Here is a 20246-nt window from a genome sequence, read left to right on the forward strand (position 1 = left end):
TACCATAAAGATCAACCGACCTTAGGCGTAGATTGGTTGCAAACTCTGGTGTTGTGAGTACAATCAGCTTAAACAACCACACTTATATATTAACAAACACGCCCCGCAGGCGTTGTAATGCATTTGAGACTATGACAGATTTTACTCCCCGTTATTTAAAAGATTATAGTGCACCTGACTATACCATTAGCGATGTTTCTTTAGAGATAACGCTTGATGATCATAAAACACTTGTTAGTAATACCATGCAAGTAGTGAGACAAAACGATGCTGCAACGTCTCTATCTCTGGATGGCGAACATCTACGATTATTGTCCGTTAGCGTCGATGGTAAGTTGCTATCAGCGAATGATTACCAGCTGACTGATAGTAACCTCGTTATCTCTGATTTAGCAGAGTGTCATTCGCTTAATATCGTCACGGAGATTGACCCAAAAGGGAACAGTGCATTAGAAGGTATCTATAAATCGGGCGATGTTTTTTGTAGCCAATGTGAGGCCGAGGGGTTTCGTCGAATCACCTATTATCTCGACAGACCTGACGTGCTTGCAATATTCACCACCAAGATCATCGGCGATAAACAAGCTTATCCATACATGTTAGCTAACGGCAACAAAGTCGATAGTGGTGAGCTCGATAACGGTCAGCATTTTGCTGTTTGGCACGATCCATTCCCTAAACCAAGTTACTTATTTGCTTTGGTGGCTGGCGATTTTGACTTGCTAGAAGACCGTTTTACAACCCGTTCAGGTCGTGATGTTGCATTACAATTATTTGTCGACCACGGCAATTTAGCTCGTGCCGAGCATGCTATGGAAAGTCTGAAGAAATCGATGGCCTGGGACGAGCAAGTCTTTGATTTAGAATATGACCTTGATATTTACATGATTGTTGCCGTTGATTTTTTCAATATGGGGGCGATGGAAAACAAAGGCTTAAATATTTTCAATTCTAAGTATGTATTAGCTGATGATACAAGTGCCACCGACGACGACTTTTTTAACGTTGAAGCCGTCATTGCTCATGAGTATTTTCATAACTGGACAGGAAACCGTGTCACCTGTCGCGACTGGTTCCAATTAAGCTTAAAAGAAGGCTTGACGGTGTTTCGCGATCAGCAGTTTAGTGCCGATATGCACTCTGCTGCGGTTAACCGAATTAAAAATGTTCGCTTATTGCGCTCACATCAGTTTGCTGAAGATGCGGGACCAATGGCGCATCCAATCCGTCCTGAAAAAGTTGTCGAAATGAATAATTTTTACACCTTGACCGTGTACGAGAAAGGGGCTGAAGTTATTCGCATGCTCCATACCATTTTGGGGGAGCAAGGCTTTAAAAAGGGCATTGATTTATATTTTGCCCGTCATGACGGGCAAGCCGTAACCTGTGATGACTTTGTTGCTGCGATGAGTGATGCGAATAACGCGGATTTGAGTTTATTCAGTCACTGGTATCGTCAATCGGGTACACCTGAACTGATCGTCAGTGATCAGTACGATGCTAACAGTAAGCTGTATCAGCTAACGATAGAGCAAGTGCACCCAGCAACCGCTGATAAACAAGATAAGCACACATTACATATTCCTGTGAATATTGAATTACTTGTTAATCAACAAAGCACTGCGAAGCGATTACTGCAGCTTAAACAGAACAAGCAAACCTTTACCTTTGAAAATATTGAACAGCAACCGATCCCAGTATTATTAGGAAACTTCTCTGCGCCAGTGAGATGCCACTACCAGTACACCGATGCGCAACTTATGGCAGTCATGATGTATGCCGATGATGCATTTAATCGTTGGGATGCCGGGCAACAATTGTTTGCCCGCTATATTAAGCAACTGGTGGTAGATTCAGCATTTGTATTGCCTGATAACCTAGTTGAGGCAATGAGCTCTATCCTTCAGCAAGAGGGTGATAATGCCTTAAAAGCTGAGCAGTTAACACTACCTGACTTTGCTCAAATGGCCGATAGTATTGCCGGTGTTGAGCCGCAGCAATTAATCAACGCCATCAAACAACTGAAGACTTTTATCGCCAAAGCGTTAACATCAGAGCTCATCGCAACTTACCAAGGCCTTGTCAGCGAAGTATTTGCTAAAGATGGTCAAGCGATTGCAAATCGAGCATTAAAAAATGCTTGTTTGTCTTACTTGGCCTACACCGAACACGGTGATGACTTAGCTCGTGAGCAATTTAGCACGGCGAATAATATGACCGATGAAATTGCCGCATTACAGGTAGTGGCGGCGAATGACTTGCCATCAAGGCAACCTTTGCTTACTGCTTTTGAAGATAAGTGGCGAGATAACACCTTGGTCATGGATAAATGGTTTACGACTCAAGCCATGGTTGCTTGTGATAACAGTGTTGAACACGTACAGTCATTATTGTCTCATCCGTTATTCAGTTATCAAAACCCAAATCGTGCTCGTGCTCTGATTGCTGGTTTTGCCGTGCATAATCCGCAAGGGTTCCATCAAGTCGATGGTAAAGGCTATCAGTGGCTAGCAGAGCAAATCATCAAACTCAATGACATTAACCCGCAAGTAGCTTCGCGATTGATAACGCCTCTTATTCAGTTCAAATCGTTTGCGAAACCGCAACAAGCTTTAATGCGCACACAGCTTGAACGAATCAATGGCATAAATAATTTAAGCCGGGATCTACAAGAAAAGTTAACCGCGGCTCTGCAGTAGTCGACACTTACTGTATGTTTTACAATCAGTTATAAAAACTAAAGCAGGCGTAGTATTCTATTCCTGCTTTTTTTTATTGTGAATCTTTATCGCGTAGAGCAAATACTTTAAACGGTGGTCAGACCATTATGAGTCCCTGTTTAGTCTAAGATCGCCCACAACACCGTGATATAAACATGTCTAAGGCTATTTGCTGGTTTTAAACGCTTGTTTAAAACGTGTGAAAAAATATTTGCAAAAGCTTAGGGTTGAGGGGGAGTTTTCACAGCCTTGACCTTTGTGATTTAGTGTTGCCATGCGTGTGAAATAGTGTAATTATTGTTTGAGTTCTGCTCAGAACAGAATGTAAATTACAAAAAAATTAATAATAAACAAACGTTTTTCGAAACTCTCGGGGATTAAAACATGACGCCAAGTAATTTGCTTAACTTTGGTAAAAGCCCGGTCGCGAAAAGTGTCACAGCTGCTTTGTTGCTGACATGCGCCATGCCTTCTCAGGCGGTACGCTTTGAGATTGGTGATTTTGAAGTATCATTCGACTCAACATTTACTTATGGTGAAAGCTACCGAGTTGAAGACAGAGATTGGGATAACCTAGTCGGTAAATCAAATAATTTGAATAATAACTTAGATTGGGTCAACAACCAGTATTCTCAAGGTCAAATTTGGGCAATGCCTGGCTCATATTCTACAAATGGTGATTTGGCTAACCTAAATTACGACTCAGGTGAGGCTTTTTCAAAGCTATTCAAAGGCTCCCACGAGTTGGATGTACGCTATAGCAATGATTTAGGCGACTTCGGTTTTTTTGGTCGTGGTATGTATTTCTACGATTTCGAGATGATGGACAGTAGCCGCCCTTACACTAATCCATTAACGGGTCAAACCATCGATCCATGTGACGATGATGAAGCCAAAGACGAAGTGTGTCGTGATGTGCGCTTACTTGATGCGTTTGTCTATGCCGATATGTACGTTGGCGATACCCCTGTAAGTATCCGTGTTGGTGATCAATTAATTGGTTGGGGTGAATCTACGTTAATTTCTCACGGTATTTCTGAAATCAACCCGGTTGATATTGCTCGTTTACGTGCACCAGGCTCAGAATTAAAAGAAGCGTTTATCCCGTTTGGCGCGGTTTGGGCGTCAGTTGGTTTTACCGAGAATTTTAACGTTGAAGCGTTTTATCAATACCGTTGGGAAAAATCTTTATTACCAGCAGCAGGTAGCTACTTTTCAAATAACGACTTTGCCGGCTCTGGTGGTCATTTAAGCAATATTCAATTAGGCTTTGGTGCAACAGCAGACACGAGCCTTGCAACCACATTAGCAGGAGCTAATGCCATTGGTGCCGATATTCGTGCGGCACTCGCGTCTGGTGATATGGCGGCGGTGCAAAGTATTATTGCCGGAGACTATATCAGCCTTGCGCGTGCAGTAACGTTACGTGATATCAATGAAAATGCGGAAATTCAACCAGAAGACGGTGGTCAATACGGTGTGCGTTTCTCATATTTCTTCCCAGAGTTAAATGATACCGAGTTATCACTTTATTATGTCAACTACCACTCTCGTCGTCCGGTGATTTCAGGTGTTACAGCTGACTTTACAGGGGCTGCGTTAATGAGCGATGCGCAGTTGCTTGCTGGTGGTATTGATACGACCAACTACACCGATTTAAAAGCATTTGCTAAAGCACAATTTGAATACACTGAAGATATCAGCATGTATGCAATGAGCTTTAACACCACCGTTGGCTTAACGTCAGTAGCCGGTGAAATCAGCTATCGTCAAGATGAACCAATGCAAATTGATGATGTTGAATTATTGTTTGCGGCGGTACCGCAACAGCTTGCGAACGCAGGTTTAGCACCGTTCTTAGACGGTATCTCACAAATGGATGTCTACCAGCCAGGCGAAACCGCGCAAGGTTACATTGAATTAGATACCCTGCAAGCACAGGTTACTTTAACTCACCTGTGGGGCCCAACCTTTGGTGCCAGCCAATTTACCACGTTACTTGAAATTGGTGGTATCAGCATCGAAGACATGCCAGATGAAGATGTGCTGCGTCTTAATGGCCCAGGTGGTGCGCGCTCGGGCAGTGAAGGTCCTCTTATCGACGCGCTATTTGGTGGTACCGAGACGAATCCATTCCCAACCGATAATGCATGGGGTTACCGTGTGTTAGCAATGTTGGATTACAACGACGTATTTATGGGTGTAAACATGAAACCTCGCGTTGTGTTCTCACACGATGTTGATGGTATCACCCCAGACCCATTATTTTTATTTATTGAAGAAAGAAAGTCGATTTCTGCTGGTATCACGTTTGATTACCAAGCTCGCTGGTCAGCAGATATCACTTATAACGCGTTTTTTGGTGGCGTAGGCACGACCAACCAAAGTGAAGATCGCGATTACGTTTCTTTCAATATCAAGTATTCAATCTAGAGGTATACGATGAAAAAGTTTACAGCTTTATCGTTAGCCATGACTGTCGCGCTTTGTAGCGCGTCAGTATCGGCTAAAGTGTCGCCAGAGCAAGCGGCAAAATTAGGCAAAGAGCTTACTTGGATGGGCGCAGAAAAAGCCGGAAATGCTGATGGTTCAATCCCAGCATGGACGGGCGGTATTACATCTGCACCTGCCGGTTATAAACCAGGTGATCACCACCCGGATCCATTTTCAGGTGATCAAGTGTTATACACTGTGACAGCGCAAAATCTAGATCAGTACAAAGATTTATTAACGCCGGGTCAAATAAAATTATTCGAAACGTACCCTGATACGTTTAAAATGAATGTTTACAAAACGCGTCGTACCGCATCTTACCCGCAACATGTATATGATGAAACGGTAAAAAATGCGACGCGTTCTGAGCTTATTCGTGGTGGTAACGGTATTTCTAAGGCAGCGGTAGGTGTACCGTTCCCAATGCCAAAAGATGGCTTGGAAGCAATCTGGAACCACACACTTCGCTACCGCGGTGAAGAAGTTACTCGCGAAGGTGGCCAAGCAGCTCCTACTGCATCAGGTGACTACACCTACATTGGTTTTAACGAGTCTTTGATCTTGCCATACGGTAAGAAGGGCGCGAGCTATGAAGAGCTAGAGCAAACCAATATTTTGTTTAAATTCAAACAAAAAGTATCAGAGCCTGCGCGCTTAGCAGGTACTGCTTTGCTAGTACACGAAACCATGGATCAGGTGAAGACGCCACGTCAAGCATGGACCTACAACACGGGTCAAAAACGTGTCCGTCGTGCACCAAACGTTGCATACGATGCACCAGGTACAGCATCAGATGGTTTACGCACAACCGATGACTTCGATATGTTTAACGGTGCACCTGATCGCTATACATGGGAGTTAAAAGGCAAGAAAGAATTGTTGATCCCATACAATGATTACCGCCTGCACAGTGATCAAGTTAAATATGACCAAATCTTACAAGCTGGCCATATCAACCCTGATTTAGTGCGTTATGAAAAACACCGCGTTTGGGTTGTTGAGGCAACCTTGAAACCAGGTACCAGTCATATCTACAAAAAACGTGTATTCCACATTGATGAAGATAGCTGGCAAATCGCGGTAGCGGATATGTACGATAACCGTAATGAATTATACCGAGTAGCTGTTGCGCATGGTTTGAACTACTACGAACTACCAGCACACTGGTCAACACTTGATGTATACCATGATTTGAATTCACGTCGTTATATTGCCATTGGTTTAGATAATGAGCACGATATGTACGACTTTAGCCCGACCTTGCAAGAGCGCGACTTTACCTCGTCAGCATTGCGCCGCGAAGGCCGTCGTTAATCGACAACAGGCTTTGATGAAAACGGTTGGCTAAGCCAACCGTTTTGCTTTACATCGCTTGGTTAATGTTATGTTGCAGTAATACCAATCCCATTAAATTTTTGCTCACTCAGCGAGAATGTAAAGATTTTTAGGCAAGTTATTGATTGCCGGCAATGGTTATTCCCTTGTTAAAATCTGGTATGCGCTACTGCGAACGTTTTATACAAAGGCAAATACACGTTTTATGAAAAAAATTTATCAATATTGTTTGTTGATACTTAGCTTAGTTAGCAGTCAAGTGCTGGCAAACTCGGCTGAGCAACAGCCTCTAGCCAGTAAATCATTGATGCTAGATGTTCTTTCTCTTGATGCCGATACACTCATCGCCGCAGGTGAGCGTGGCCATATAATTCGCTCTTCAGACGGTGTCAATTGGCAGCAGCAAGAGGTACCAACGCAGTCGACAATTACCAAACTATTTTTCATTGATGAGAATATTGGTTGGGCAGTAGGCCATGATTCGTTGATATTAAAAACTCAAGATGGCGGTATCACATGGCAATTACAAAATTTCAAGCCGGATCTGCAACGACCATTATTCGATGTGTACTTTGTTGATGAGAATCAAGGGATTGCCGTTGGCGCCTATGGTTTTATGTATCGCACAACTAATGGTGGCGATACATGGCAACGTGAGCATCATTTAGAACTACTAAATGAAGACGACCAATATTACCTTGAAGATTTAAAGCAAGAAGATCCGGAATTTTATCAAGAAGAAATTGCCAGCATCTTACCGCACTTTAATTCATTAACCATGCACCAAGGGGTGTTGTACTTAGCTGGCGAAGTCGGTTTGATGGCAAAAAGCAACGATTTTGGTCGAAACTGGCAATTAATGGATGAAATTTATATCGGTTCATTTTTCGACATTAAAGCGACTAACAACAACGTATTGATAGCCGCAGGCTTACGTGGCAATTTATTTTATCGTGCAGCAGAACAAGCAAACTGGCAACGAGCTGATGTTGATTCTATCGCCTTGCTTAACAATATTGTCACCACCGATACTGGTCGCCTTTTTGTTTTAGGTAATGCCGGGGTGATATTAAGCTCGGATGATGGCCAGCAATTTACTTTAACAACCCAAGCCGACGGTAAAGCTTTGATGGCAGGTGTTTGGTTTAAGAATCAATTGGTTGTTGCGTCTGAAAATGGCATGAAAATACTGGATTTATAATGAGTGCAATAAAAAAATTCTTAAATGCCATTGAACATGGCCTGTTTCATTTCCGCTTTATTGTGCTGTGCATATTTTTATTTATCACGGGCTATTTATTAGCACAGGCAACCAACATTCGTTTAGACGCGAGTTTTGAAAAAAATATCCCACTGCAACACAGCTACATGAAAACCTACCTTAAACATCAAGAGAACTTTGGTGGGGCTAATAACGTCCTGATTTCAGTATGTAATAGCGAGGGGGATATTTTCAATGAGTCGTTTTTTACCACGTTAAAAGGCGTTCACGACCAGTTGTTTTTTATTCCTGGCGTTAACCGAATCTTAGTTAACTCGTTATTTTCACCGTCGACCCGCTTTGTTGAAGTGGTGGAAGATGGCTTTGCTGGTGGTCCGGTTATTCCTGCTGACTTTCAACCAACGCCTGAAGGTTTGGCGATTGTAAAAAGTAATATCGAAAAGGCCGGTATTGTCGGCTCTGTCGTATCTGATGATTACAGCTGTGCCATGGTAAAAACCAGCTTGTTATCAATCGATCCAAATACCGGTGAAAAGCTCGATACCTTAAAGCTTGCTAAACAGTTAGAAGATCAAATCCGCGGTAAATTTGAAAAAGACAATATTTCTATCCATATCATTGGCTTTGCCAAAATGGTTGGCGATGTTGCTAACGGTGCGAAAGGGGTAGTGATATTCTTCGCCATTGCTATCGCTATTACTGCGATAATGGTTTACCTATTCTGTAACTCTATTGTACTGACCTTACTACCGATTTTGTGTTCATTAATTGCAGTGATCTGGCAAATGGGTATGCTTACCCAGTTGGGATTTGGTTTAGATCCAATGTCGATTTTGGTGCCGTTTTTGGTATTTGCTATTGGTGTGTCGCACGGCGTGCAGATGATAAACGCCATATCGAAAGAAGTCGCAAAAGGCAGTCACGCCAAATTGGCTGCACAACAAGCGTTTCGTAAATTGTTAGTCCCAGGTGGTGTTGCACTGTTATCTGATACCATTGGCTTTATGACGTTACTGGCGATTGATATTGGTATTATTCGCGAGCTGGCAATTACCGCATCACTTGGTGTGGGCTTGATTATCTTTACTAACTTGGTGTTACTACCTGTGTTAGTGTCGTTTGTGCGTTTTGACACACAGCAACAAAAAGACATCATCGATAAGGCTGATCACAAGCTAATCAATCGTTTGCTGTGGAAAAAAGCAGCGATTGTCACCTCACCTAAACCGGCAGCGATTATTTTAGCGATAACGGCTGTGCTGTTTTTATGGGGCTTCCAGCAAAGTAAGCAAATGAAAATTGGTGAACTACAAGCCGGTGCGCCACAGTTGCATGAAACCTCTCGTTATAATCAAGACACGTTTTTGATCACCGATAAATATGCGATCAGTGTTGACTATATTTCGGTGATTGTTGAAACCTACGGTGATTCTTGTATTAATCATGAGGTATTAAGCACCATTGATACCATGCAATGGCGTCTTGAGAATATCGATGGCGTACAATCTGCAGTGAGCTTAGCCACCGTCGCTAAGAAGGTGAATGCCAACTTTAACGAAGGCAACAAGCGCTGGCAGGTATTACCACGTAATTCATCGTCGTTGGTGCAATCAATCGCTTTGGTGCCAACGACAAGTGGTTTATTGAATCGTGATTGTAGTGCTATGCCAATTATTCTGTTTTTAGAAGATCATAAGGCAGAGACGATTGAGCGTGTAGTTGCTGCGGTTAAAGCCAATGCAAAAGAGCTAAGCCAAGATGATATTCAGTTTAAATTGGCGTCAGGTCCAGCGGGTGTAATGGCTGCAACCAATGAGGCCGTATCAGAAGCACAAACACCCATGATGTTATATGTTTATGCTGCGGTAACCTTATTATGTTTGATCAGTTTCCGTTCAATTCGCGCCACTGTCGTTGTTATCGTGCCACTGTATGTGGTATCGACGCTCGCACAAGCGTTAATGACCTATTTAGATATTGGCTTAACGGTATCAACGTTACCCGTTATTGCCTTAGGGGTTGGTATTGGTGTTGATTACGGTATTTATATTCTATCAACCATGAGCCAGCGCTTGAAAATGGGTGAGAGCATGGCAGAGGCTTACCTAAGCGCGCTTAAAGAGCGTGGTAGTGCGGTATTGATTACTGGTGTTACCTTAGCGATTGGCGTGTCTACTTGGTTCTTCTCTGCACTTAAATTCCAAGTTGATATGGGCATATTGCTGACTTTTATGTTCTTAGTGAACATGTTAGCCGCGATAATTATTTTGCCAGCACTTTCAACATTCCTTTGGCGTGAAAAAAAATCAGTTAAAGGTTAAACGAAAACAGCGCAAAAATAGTGCATAAATAATCAAGAAAATGGCCGTCAGGCCATTTTCTATTTATGGATATTGAATAATCACTAACCAATTGATCAGAACCTTGAAAAAATTGGTATTTTTACTCTAAAAAAGTTCTCGCAATAGCTCGCTTTTCTTAATAGAATCCGCACCGTAGTCTATCCTAATAACTATTCAAATAGTTAGCTACATAAGTACTTACAGGCTAGTTGGTACTTTATGATGAAAGTTTAGAACAAGAATTACATTCGATGTTAACTTAGTCGTAACATATGCTCGCGATTAATTGGCTAAGTTGCATAAAATCGTTTCGCCAAAAAGAGGGTAATGTTAATGGCGTCGTTAGACAATCACTCTTCGGTACTGTTTACTAACGTGAATAAACTTATTCGCGAAAAAGTACCTGCTGCTACAGCTGGTTTGCTAGAGCAGTTCACCACCTTATTTTACAAAAACTTGTCGACTGACGATCTTGCCGGTCGTAACGACAGTGACGTGTACGGTGCCACGCTAAGCTTATGGAAAGCGTTAAACACCCGTCAAGATGACCAAGCGTTTATCCGTGTATTAAACCCTGAAGTATCTAAGCATGGTTGGAAATCAAGCCACACCGTTATCGAGATCATTTTAAAAGACTCGCCGTTTTTGGTGGACTCAACGCGTATCGCGCTAAATCGCTTAGGCCTATCGCCGCATTTGATTGTTAATTGCCCGCTTAACATTGTCCGTGATTATAACGGTCAGGTGTCCGCTATTGCTGATTCATCTCAATCATTAGCCGATAGCACCACCGAAACCGTCTTCTTTGTTGAAATTGATCGTTTATCATCGCAAAAGCAAATTGATGAGTTAACCGCAGAGTTGACCTCTGTTTATCAAGACGTTCGTTTAACGGTCGATGATTGGCAACCACTGACAGATAAGTTCAAAGAAGCGATTAGCCATTTAACCCAAGCTAAGCCGTTCATTGATGACATTGAATACAATGAAAGCAAAGAGTTTTTAGAGTGGTTGTTAGACAATAACTTTACCTTTATGGGCTATCGCTATTACCAAGTCAACCAAGTAAAAGGCGATGTTGAGCTCGTTGCGGATTACGACACCAGCTTAGGGATGATGAAAAATACCAAAAAAGAATCCCCTGTACGCTTGGTTAATAGCTTAAACAAAAAAGGTCGTGAGTTAGCATTAGGTAAAAACGCCTTAATTTTAACCAAGACCAATACTAAATCACGTGTCCATCGCCCGGCGAACATGGATTATATTGGCGTTAAGCGTTTCGATGACAAAGGCAATTTAATTGCTGAAGATCGCTTTATCGGCCTTTTTGGTAGCGCTTTTTACAATAGTAGCGCACTAAACCTGCCTATCATCCGTAACAAGGTACAGCGCGTCTGTGATGCATCGGGCTTTGCCCCAGGCTCTCATGCGTTTAAAACCTTGATTAATATTTTAGAAACGTTCCCTCGCGATGAAATATTGCAATCAACGGAAGAAGAGTTGGTGAGCACGGTGAAAGGCGTACTGCAAATGCAAGAACGCGATGTAACCGGCTTATTCGTACGTCGCGATGCGTTTGACCGTTTTTATTCTTGTATGGTTTACGTGCCTCGTGAACGTTACAACACCCAGTTGCGTATCGAAACGCAAAAGATTTTACAACAAGCCTTTGGCAGCGAACAAGAAGTTGAATTTAACACATTTTTCTCCGAGTCGGTGCAAGCACGAACCCATTACATTGTTAGAGTAGATTCCACCAAAGCAGACATTAACGTGAAAGAAATCGAACGAAACTTAAACGAAGCCGCCCGCAGTTGGGACGATAAATTCGCCGCCGCATTAAATTCGAATAAAGGCGAAGTTCAGGGCAAAGCATTATCTCGTAAATATTGCTCGTTCCCTCAATCATACAAAGATGAAGTACTACCAGGTACCGCGATCGTTGATATTGATAAATTAGAAGCGGTTAGCGATGCAAACCCTCTAGAAATGTTGTTCTATCAGCCGCTAGAAGAAAAAGCCGACAGCCGCTTTGTTAAGCTGAAGCTGTTCCACAAAGGCGAGCCACTGCACCTTTCTGACGTTTTACCGATTTTAGAAAACTTTGGTTTGCGTATTATTGGCGAAAGCCCGTACATGGTACGCACCAGTGATGGTGAAATGTGCTGGATTTTAGACTTTTCAATGTTATTAACCGGCAATAAGTCGTTTAACCTTGAACAAGTACAAAACTTATTCCAAGATGCCTTTGCTAAAGTTTGGCATGGCGATTTAGAAGATGATGGCTTTAACAAGCTTATTTTAGGTGCAGGTCTTGGTGGTCGTGAAGTATCTATTTTACGTGCCTATGCTAAATACCAACAGCAAATTGGTAGTACGTTCTCACAAAGTTACATCGAGTCAACATTCACTCGTTACCCTAATTTCGCTAAGTTATTGGTAAGCTTATTTGAATTAAAGTTCGACCCGCAAGAAAAACGTGGTGAGAAGGCAATTAACAAAGTTATTGATACCATTGAGCAATCATTGGATGCGGTAGCAAGTTTGGATGATGATCGTATTATTCGTCGTTATGTCGAAATCATCAACGCAACGATGCGTACTAACTACTTCCAAAAAGATGAGCAGGGTAATGATAAGTCATACGTATCATTTAAGTTGATGCCAGAGCTTATTCCAGAGATGCCAAAGCCACTGCCAAAATTTGAGATATTCGTATACTCACCACAGGTAGAAGGTGTGCACTTACGTGGTGGTAAAGTTGCCCGTGGTGGCCTTCGTTGGTCAGATCGCCGTGAAGACTTCCGTACCGAAGTATTAGGCTTGGTAAAAGCACAACAAGTGAAAAACACGGTTATCGTACCGGTTGGTGCTAAAGGTGGTTTCTACTGTAAGCAGCTTCCAGTTGGCGGTTCTCGTCAAGACATTTTTGAAGCTGGTCGCGAGTGTTATAAAACCTTTATCCGCGCTTTATTAGACATTACCGACAATATTGTTGCTGGTGAAGTGGTACACCCTGAGTCAGTAGTACGTCTAGATGAAGACGATACCTACTTAGTTGTTGCCGCTGACAAAGGTACTGCAACCTTCTCTGATACCGCCAATGCCATTGCCGAAGAATACGGTTTCTGGTTAGGTGATGCGTTTGCATCAGGTGGCTCTGTTGGTTACGACCACAAGAAAATGGGTATCACGGCCAAAGGTGGTTGGGAGTCGGTAAAACGCCACTTTAGAGAGATCGGTATTAACTGTCAGACAACCGACTTTACTGTACTTGCTGTTGGCGATATGGGCGGTGACGTATTTGGTAACGGTATGTTGTTATCGAAACATATCTGTTTACAGGTCGCTTTTAACCACATGCATATCTTTATCGATCCAACGCCTAATTCAGCCGCGAGTTGGGTAGAGCGTGAGCGTTTGTTTAATCTACCAGGTTCAAGCTGGGATGATTACAATCGCGAGTTTATCTCTGAAGGTGGCGGTATCTTCTCTCGTGCAGAGAAGTCGATCAAATTATCACCGCAAATGAAACAAATGCTTGGTACTAAAAAAGCATCAGTGGCACCAAACGAATTAATTCAAATGGCCTTAAAAATGAAGGTTGATTTAATTTGGAACGGTGGTATCGGTACCTACATTAAAGGCTCCAAAGAAACTCATGTTGAAGTTGGGGATCGTGCCAACGATGTATTACGTGTTAATGGTAACGAAATTCAAGCGAAAATTATTGGCGAGGGTGGTAACTTAGGTTGTACTCAGTTAGGTCGTATTGAATACACGGCTAATGGTGGCCGTATGAACACTGACTTCGTTGATAACGTTGGTGGTGTTGACTGTTCAGATAATGAAGTCAACATCAAAATCTTACTAAATACCTTGGTTGCTAATGGCGACCTAACGATTAAGCAACGTAACAAACTGCTTTACGATATGACTCAAGATGTCGAAGAGATTGTATTGCAAGATTGTTACCGTCAAACCCAGTCGATTACTATTTCAGAATCGCGCGGCGCGGCTAAGCTTAAAGAGCAACAACGTTTTATCCAACGCTTAGAAAAAGACGGCAAGTTGGATCGCGCGCTCGAGTTCATTCCAAATGACGAAGAAATCGTTGAACGTATGGCGGTCAATAAAGGCTTAACACGTCCTGAGCTATCGGTATTAGTGGCTTACGGTAAAATGGTACTTAAAGAAGAGTTATTGGTTGACGAGATCACCAATGATCCTTACTTAGGCCAGTTGTTGATTGATGCATTTCCAAAAACATTGCAAGAGTCATATAAGGCTGAAATGCAAGCGCACCCACTACGCGCAGAGATCATCGCGACGAGCTTAGCCAATGATTTATGTAACTACATGGGTTCAAACTTTGTGGTTCGTATGCAAGAAGAAACCGGTGCTGATGTGGCGGAAGTTGCGAAATGTTTCACCATTGCCAGCGCCATTTTTGAGCTGCAAAGTGTGTGGGCCAAGATTGAAGGCTTAGATAACAAGATTGATGCTGCAGTACAAACGGAAATGTTGTATCAAATCCGTCGTAATGTGCGCCGTGCTACGCGTTGGTTATTGCGTCATCGCAATAAAGCGTTATCTATTGAGCAATCAATTAAGTTTTTTGCGCCAACGTTTAAAGTACTAGCGAGCAAATTAGACAAGTTACAAGATGCCAAAGAAGCCAAAGGCCTAAATGACATCAAAGACAAGCTAAAAGAGCAAAAAGTACCAGCGACAATTGCCGAGCGCGTATCGCAACTATCGACCTTGTTCTCAACCATGGATATCGCCCAAGTGGCATGTCTTGAAGGACGTGACATTGAGTTAGTTGCGAAACTCTACTTCACCATTGGTGTTCGCTTAGAGTTGCACTGGTTCCTTGATCAAATCACTAAACAGCCGGTTGATAACCACTGGCAGGCATTGGCACGTGCGTCATTCCGTGAAGAGCTAGATTGGCAACAACGTGCACTAACGGCCGCTGTTTTAAGCATGTACCCAGACAGTTCAGATATCGAAGCGATGATCGACGGCTGGGTTGAAAGTGCAGAACAACCACTTGAGCGCTGGTACCACGTATTAGCGGACTTTAGAACCAGCAAAACTCATGAGTTTGCAAAGTTCTCGGTTGCCTTGCGTGAATTGATGATGCTGTCACATCATAATTTACAATAGCTCAAAAAGTTAGTGTGTTAGCTAGCTAATTAATGTTAAACTCCCCGTCCCAAGGGGAGTTTATTTTTTGTGGGCTATTAAGCCAATCTGTGCCAGCCTACAAACGGTAACTATTAGTAATGTATTGAGTCCTTAATAGCTTTTCATGGCTAGTCTCAATTCGCTTTCAACCTTGCGGCCCGTTACTTCCATATAATCTTCCCGATCATTGAACCCGTAACTAATGAGAAGTAAATAACACCATGCTATATTCCCTCGCCCGTAATATCTTATTTAAAATGACTCCTGAGCAAGCGCACGACTTCACTATTAATATGATGAAAAAGCCGGCAGCATTTGCGATGAAAGGTCTATATGGCGCCAAAGTAAAACAAAAGCCGGTGACCGTGATGGGCATCGAGTTTCCGAATCCGGTAGGCTTGGCAGCGGGTTTAGATAAAAATGGCGAGTGTATTAACGGTTTTTCTGCTCTAGGTTTTGGTTTTGTCGAAGTCGGCACGGTAACGCCACGACCGCAACCGGGCAACCCTAAACCACGTATCTTCAGATTACCTGAAGCCGATGCGGTTATTAACCGTATGGGCTTTAATAACCATGGTGTTGATTATTTAGTTGAGCAGGTTAAACGTGCCAACTTTAAAGGCGTGTTAGGCATTAATATTGGTAAAAACAAAGATACACCAGAAGAAAATGCGAAAGACGATTACATTCATTGTATGCGCAAAGTATACCCATACGCGACGTACATTACCGTCAACATCTCATCGCCAAACACACCAGGTCTTCGAGACTTACAATATGGTGATGCACTTAATACATTGCTTGCGGCGTTAAAAGTTGAGCAAAAAACACTAGCAGAGCAATACGGTAAATATGTACCGGTTGCGGTGAAAATTGCCCCAGATTCGACCGAAGAAGAAATCAACGGTATTGCTGAGTGTCTACTGGCCAATGATATTGATGCCGTGATTGCCACCAATACCACGTTAAGCCGTGAAGGTGTCGAAGGGTTAGAGCATGGTGATGAAATGGGTGGTTTAAGTGGTTTGCCCGTGCAGAAAAAGAGTACAGAGGTGATCCGCATGTTACACGCAGCGCTTGGCGATAAAATGCCAATTATCGGTGTTGGCGGTATCAACAGTGCTCAAGCGGCCAAAGAAAAGCTTGAGGCTGGTGCTAGCTTAGTACAGGTGTATACTGGCTTTATTTACGAAGGTCCTAAGCTTATCAAAGACATCGTTGATGCTTTGTAAGTAAACAACGTTTCGAGAGTTTAGGTTAACTAAACTCTAGATTAAGAAGCCCGGCTCTATGAGCCGGGCTTCTTCAAAGGTGAAAACTGTTAATAATTGCTGATATTAATAGCCATCATTATGCACAGAGCGCACTGCTCGTCCTGATGGATCGGCCATTTCACTAAACGCTTTATCCCAAGCAAGCGCCGCCTCGGTTGAGCAAGCGACCGACTTACCACCAGGTACACACTCAGCAGCACTCGCAAGTGGGAAGTGCTGTTCAAAAATACTGCGATAGTAATAGGCTTCTTTGCTATCCGGGGTATTATGAGGGAACTTAAATGCGGCATTTGCCAACATTTGGTCGCTCACCTCGTCCTCGACTAGCGCTTTTAAGCTGTCAATCCAGTTGTAGCCAACGCCGTCAGAAAATTGCTCTTTTTGTCGCCACAGGATTTCTTCGGGCAAATAGCCTTGAAATGCATCACGCAAGACATGCTTTTCGATTTTGCCATCGCGACACATTTTATCTTCTGGATTAATCCGCATCGCGGTGTCTAAGAAGGTTTTGTCCAAAAATGGTACCCGGGCTTCAATACCCCAAGCCGACATCGACTTATTGGCACGTAGGCAGTCAAACATGTGTAATTTACTTAATTTACGCACCAACTCTTCGTGGAATTCTTTGGCATTTGGCGCTTTGTGAAAATACAAGTAACCACCAAAAATTTCATCTGCGCCTTCCCCTGATAACACCATTTTTATACCCATGGCTTTGATTTTACGAGCCATTAAGTACATTGGTGTTGATGCCCGAACTGTGGTCACATCGTACGTTTCAAGGTGGTAGATCACTTCTTTAATGGCGTCTAAACCATCTTGCACGGTAAAGGTTATACTGTGATGGACTGTACCAATCGCGTCAGCCACCTTTTTCGCAGCTGCTAAATCAGGAGAGCCTTCCAGACCACAGGCAAAGGAGTGCAGTTTCGGCCACCAAGCATCACTTAAATCATCTTCTTCGATACGCCGTGCCGCAAACTTTTGCGTAATCGCGGATACCAAAGAGGAATCTAGACCACCAGAGAGCAGCACACCGTATGGTACATCGGTCATTAAATGACTTTTTACCGCGCTTTCCAACGCCTGCTTTAGTGCATCACTGTCTGTTTGGTTGTTGGCGACGTTGTCATAATCATGCCAATCACGTTGATAGTAAGGCGCAATTTTGCCTTGTTTGGAGCAAAGGTAGTGACCCGGTGGAAACTCGCTCACTGTTTTACAAACAGGGGTTAACGCTTTCATTTCGGAGGCGACATAAAAATTACCGTGTTCATCATAGCCGGTATACAAGGGGATAATGCCGATATGATCACGGGCAATTAAGTAACTGTTGTCGTCTTGGTTGTATAAACAAAATGCGAACATGCCTTCAAGCTGGTCGATAAAATCAGCGCCGTGCTCGGCATAAAGTGGCAAAATCACTTCGCAGTCAGATTTAGTCGCAAATTGGTAATCATTAACAAGATTTTTTTCTAGTGTTTTGTGATTGTAAATTTCACCATTAACGGCGAGAATATGGGCATTATCATTGCTATATAAAGGCTGTGCACCATTTTCTGTATCGACGATGGCTAACCGTTCATGCACTAAAATGGCATTGTTATTAGCAAATACGCCCGACCAATCAGGACCTCGGTGGCGTAACAAGCGAGATAGCTCAATCGCTTGGCCTCGTAATTGGCTAGCATCCGACTGGATATCTAAAATACAAAATATTGAACACATAGCAATGCTTCCTTGTAATAAAAAATTAATGCGTTGCACAAACCTGATATGAAACAACGCACACAACATGCTTGATAGAAGCGAAAAACAAAAAAAACGCAATGGTTAAATTGCAACCATTGCGCTTTTAAAGTGTGCTATTTGCGTTTAAAAATCAATAGCCTTTTACGATAAATTAGACTATTTATTCAAATTTTAGCATCGCCGGTGTTATCGACACATTATTAATGATGAATTAGTCAGCCTTTGTTGGGCGTTGGAATTCACTGGTCGCTGACCATTTCGGCCAATCGTTACCTGTGGCTAATTGATGGATCACATCAAAGGTCACTTGAACATCTTCAATGGCGCCAGAAAAGTCCCAATTAGCATCGTATTCGTCACATACTTGGTGATAACAACGACGCATTTTTGGTAATACTGATTTACGGTATTCAGCAGTTTGTGCATCAACAGGCTCACTGCCACCACCGGCGTACAATGCTGGTACACCCACTTTTGCAAAGTTAAAGTGATCAGAGCGGTAGTAGCTACCCGCTGCTGGGTTAACTTCTTTCGCTAATTGACGATTTTGCTTGTTAGCAGCTTTAGCAAGGTAGTTTTCTAGCTCAGATTTACCCATGCCGCGTACTTGCAGATCTTTGGTTCGACCTAAAATATTTAAGCTATCTAGGTTAACGACGCCAACGGTGTTATCCAATGCGTAAATTGGATTCTCGGCATAAAATTTAGAGCCAAGTAAACCTTGCTCTTCAGCGGTTGTGGCAACCACGGTAATTGAACGGTCTGGTCGCTCTGATAGTGAGCCAAACGCTTTAGCGATTTCGATTATTCCACCAATACCCGTTGCATTGTCATGGGCACCGTTGTAGATTTTGTCACCGTTTTGCGCATCTTTGGCAACACCGATGTGATCCCAGTGGCCAGTAAGCAATACGTGCTCATCACTTGCTGTTTTACCAGGTAAGGTAGCAACGAAGTTATTCGATACTGAGTGTTTGATGCTACTTTTTACTGTCGCTGATGCGGTTAAACCAAGAGGTTTGTTAATTGGACCTTGCATGGCTTTATTTTTGTAGGTATCAAAATTTAGACCGGCTTGTTTGAACATCGCTTTGGTCGCGTCCAAGGTTAACCAACCCTCAATTTGCACACGATCTTTATTGCCATCTTCTTTAAATAAGGCATATTGCGGGCCTGTCCAGCCATTAGTCACAACTGACCATGGGTAAGATGCCGGTGCTGTCTCATGGACAATAATCGCTGCTGCGGCACCTTGACGACTTGCTTCTTCGTATTTGTATGTCCAACGACCGTAATAGGTCATAGCACTGCCGGTAAATAGACTCGGAATTTGTGATGCATAACCTGGATCATTGACTAGCATGACCACGGTTTTACCTTTTACATCGATACCCGCGTAATCGTTCCAGTTATATTCTGGAGCGTTAATACCGTAACCAACAAAGACGATTTCTGACTCTTTGATTTCTTCTAAAGTACTGACACGCGATGTGCCCAATACCATATCCGTTTCGTAAGCAAGGACGCTGTCGCTACCATTACCGCTAATTTTTAAGCTCATATCTGCTGAAGCAGTAATTTCAGATAGCTTTACAGGCTGTAAGAAGCTGTCACCATTACCTGGTTGCCAACCGGCATCTTGGAATGCGTTAGTTAAATACGCAAGGATTTTCTTTTCACCGTTTGAGGTTGGTAAACGGCCTTCAAATTCGTCAGAAGCAATGGTTTTAACATGCTGGTGCAACGCTTTGTCTGAAATATCTTGATAGGCTTGGTCGAAGGTTTTTGCTTGTGCCAATGATGACAAAGCAATCGCAGCGCTTAAGACGCCAATGGTTTTATAAGTTAACTTCATAATATCCATTATTATTGTAAAACGTGGGCTCAATTTACCTGTTGTTGAACAACAAATAAA

At 42.8% G+C, this 20246-nt stretch carries 9 protein-coding genes; 7 read left to right on the plus strand and 2 right to left on the minus strand.

The window, feature by feature from the left end; translation table 11 throughout:
• Positions 1-131 precede the first annotated feature (131 nt).
• From pepN to pyrD, 7 genes are all read left to right on the plus strand, one after another.
• On the plus strand, positions 132-2699 hold the full coding sequence (pepN, locus tag ACAX20_RS05945) for an aminopeptidase N (protein WP_371189236.1): 2568 nt from the start codon (positions 132-134) through the stop codon (positions 2697-2699).
• 405 nt (positions 2700-3104) lie between these two features.
• Positions 3105-5153, plus strand: coding sequence for a DUF1302 domain-containing protein (locus tag ACAX20_RS05950; RefSeq protein ID WP_371189237.1), 2049 nt, complete (start codon positions 3105-3107; stop codon positions 5151-5153).
• 9 nt (positions 5154-5162) lie between these two features.
• Positions 5163-6527: a DUF1329 domain-containing protein gene (locus ACAX20_RS05955; RefSeq protein ID WP_371189238.1), complete on the plus strand. Its 1365-nt coding sequence runs from the start codon at positions 5163-5165 to the stop codon at positions 6525-6527.
• A 226-nt stretch (positions 6528-6753) separates the two neighbouring features.
• Positions 6754-7749, plus strand: a complete 996-nt coding sequence (locus tag ACAX20_RS05960; protein ID WP_371189239.1) for a WD40/YVTN/BNR-like repeat-containing protein — start codon at positions 6754-6756, stop codon at positions 7747-7749.
• Positions 7749-10091: an RND family transporter gene (locus ACAX20_RS05965; RefSeq protein WP_371189240.1), complete on the plus strand. Its 2343-nt coding sequence runs from the start codon at positions 7749-7751 to the stop codon at positions 10089-10091. Before ACAX20_RS05960 ends, ACAX20_RS05965 begins: the two co-directional genes overlap by 1 nt.
• Positions 10092-10445: 354 nt before the next feature.
• Entirely contained in the window at positions 10446-15284 is a 4839-nt protein-coding gene (locus tag ACAX20_RS05970; protein ID WP_371189241.1) for an NAD-glutamate dehydrogenase, read from the plus strand.
• A gap of 242 nt (positions 15285-15526) precedes the next feature.
• The gene (gene pyrD / locus ACAX20_RS05975; protein ID WP_371189242.1) at positions 15527-16537 is read left to right on the plus strand and encodes a quinone-dependent dihydroorotate dehydrogenase; all 1011 of its coding nucleotides are present in this window, start codon (positions 15527-15529) and stop codon (positions 16535-16537) included.
• 105 nt (positions 16538-16642) lie between these two features.
• Here pyrD and asnB read toward each other — a convergent pair whose 3' ends face one another.
• Complete coding sequence (gene asnB / locus ACAX20_RS05980; RefSeq protein WP_371189243.1) at positions 16643-18307, minus strand: asparagine synthase B; 1665 nt, start codon at positions 18305-18307, stop codon at positions 16643-16645.
• Positions 18308-18542: 235 nt separating this feature from the next.
• A complete protein-coding gene (locus ACAX20_RS05985) occupies positions 18543-20186 on the minus strand; it encodes a M28 family metallopeptidase (protein WP_371189244.1) in 1644 nt (547 codons plus the stop codon).
• Positions 20187-20246: the final 60 nt, after the last annotated feature.

This window comes from Thalassotalea sp. Sam97 (assembly GCF_041379765.1).
In the GTDB taxonomy this organism is placed as follows: domain Bacteria; phylum Pseudomonadota; class Gammaproteobacteria; order Enterobacterales; family Alteromonadaceae; genus Thalassotalea_A; species Thalassotalea_A maritima.

What these genes read in the sequence shown, in the direction of transcription:
- pepN (WP_371189236.1), top strand. Translation starts at nt 132, where the DNA reads ATGACAGATTTTACTCCCCGTTATTTAAAAGATTATAGTGCACCTGAC.
- ACAX20_RS05950 (WP_371189237.1), top strand. Translation starts at nt 3,105, where the DNA reads ATGACGCCAAGTAATTTGCTTAACTTTGGTAAAAGCCCGGTCGCGAAA.
- ACAX20_RS05955 (WP_371189238.1), top strand. Translation starts at nt 5,163, where the DNA reads ATGAAAAAGTTTACAGCTTTATCGTTAGCCATGACTGTCGCGCTTTGT.
- ACAX20_RS05960 (WP_371189239.1), top strand. Translation starts at nt 6,754, where the DNA reads ATGAAAAAAATTTATCAATATTGTTTGTTGATACTTAGCTTAGTTAGC.
- ACAX20_RS05965 (WP_371189240.1), top strand. Translation starts at nt 7,749, where the DNA reads ATGAGTGCAATAAAAAAATTCTTAAATGCCATTGAACATGGCCTGTTT.
- ACAX20_RS05970 (WP_371189241.1), top strand. Translation starts at nt 10,446, where the DNA reads ATGGCGTCGTTAGACAATCACTCTTCGGTACTGTTTACTAACGTGAAT.
- pyrD (WP_371189242.1), top strand. Translation starts at nt 15,527, where the DNA reads ATGCTATATTCCCTCGCCCGTAATATCTTATTTAAAATGACTCCTGAG.
- asnB (WP_371189243.1), bottom strand. Translation starts at nt 18,307, where the DNA reads ATGTGTTCAATATTTTGTATTTTAGATATCCAGTCGGATGCTAGCCAA.
- ACAX20_RS05985 (WP_371189244.1), bottom strand. Translation starts at nt 20,186, where the DNA reads ATGAAGTTAACTTATAAAACCATTGGCGTCTTAAGCGCTGCGATTGCT.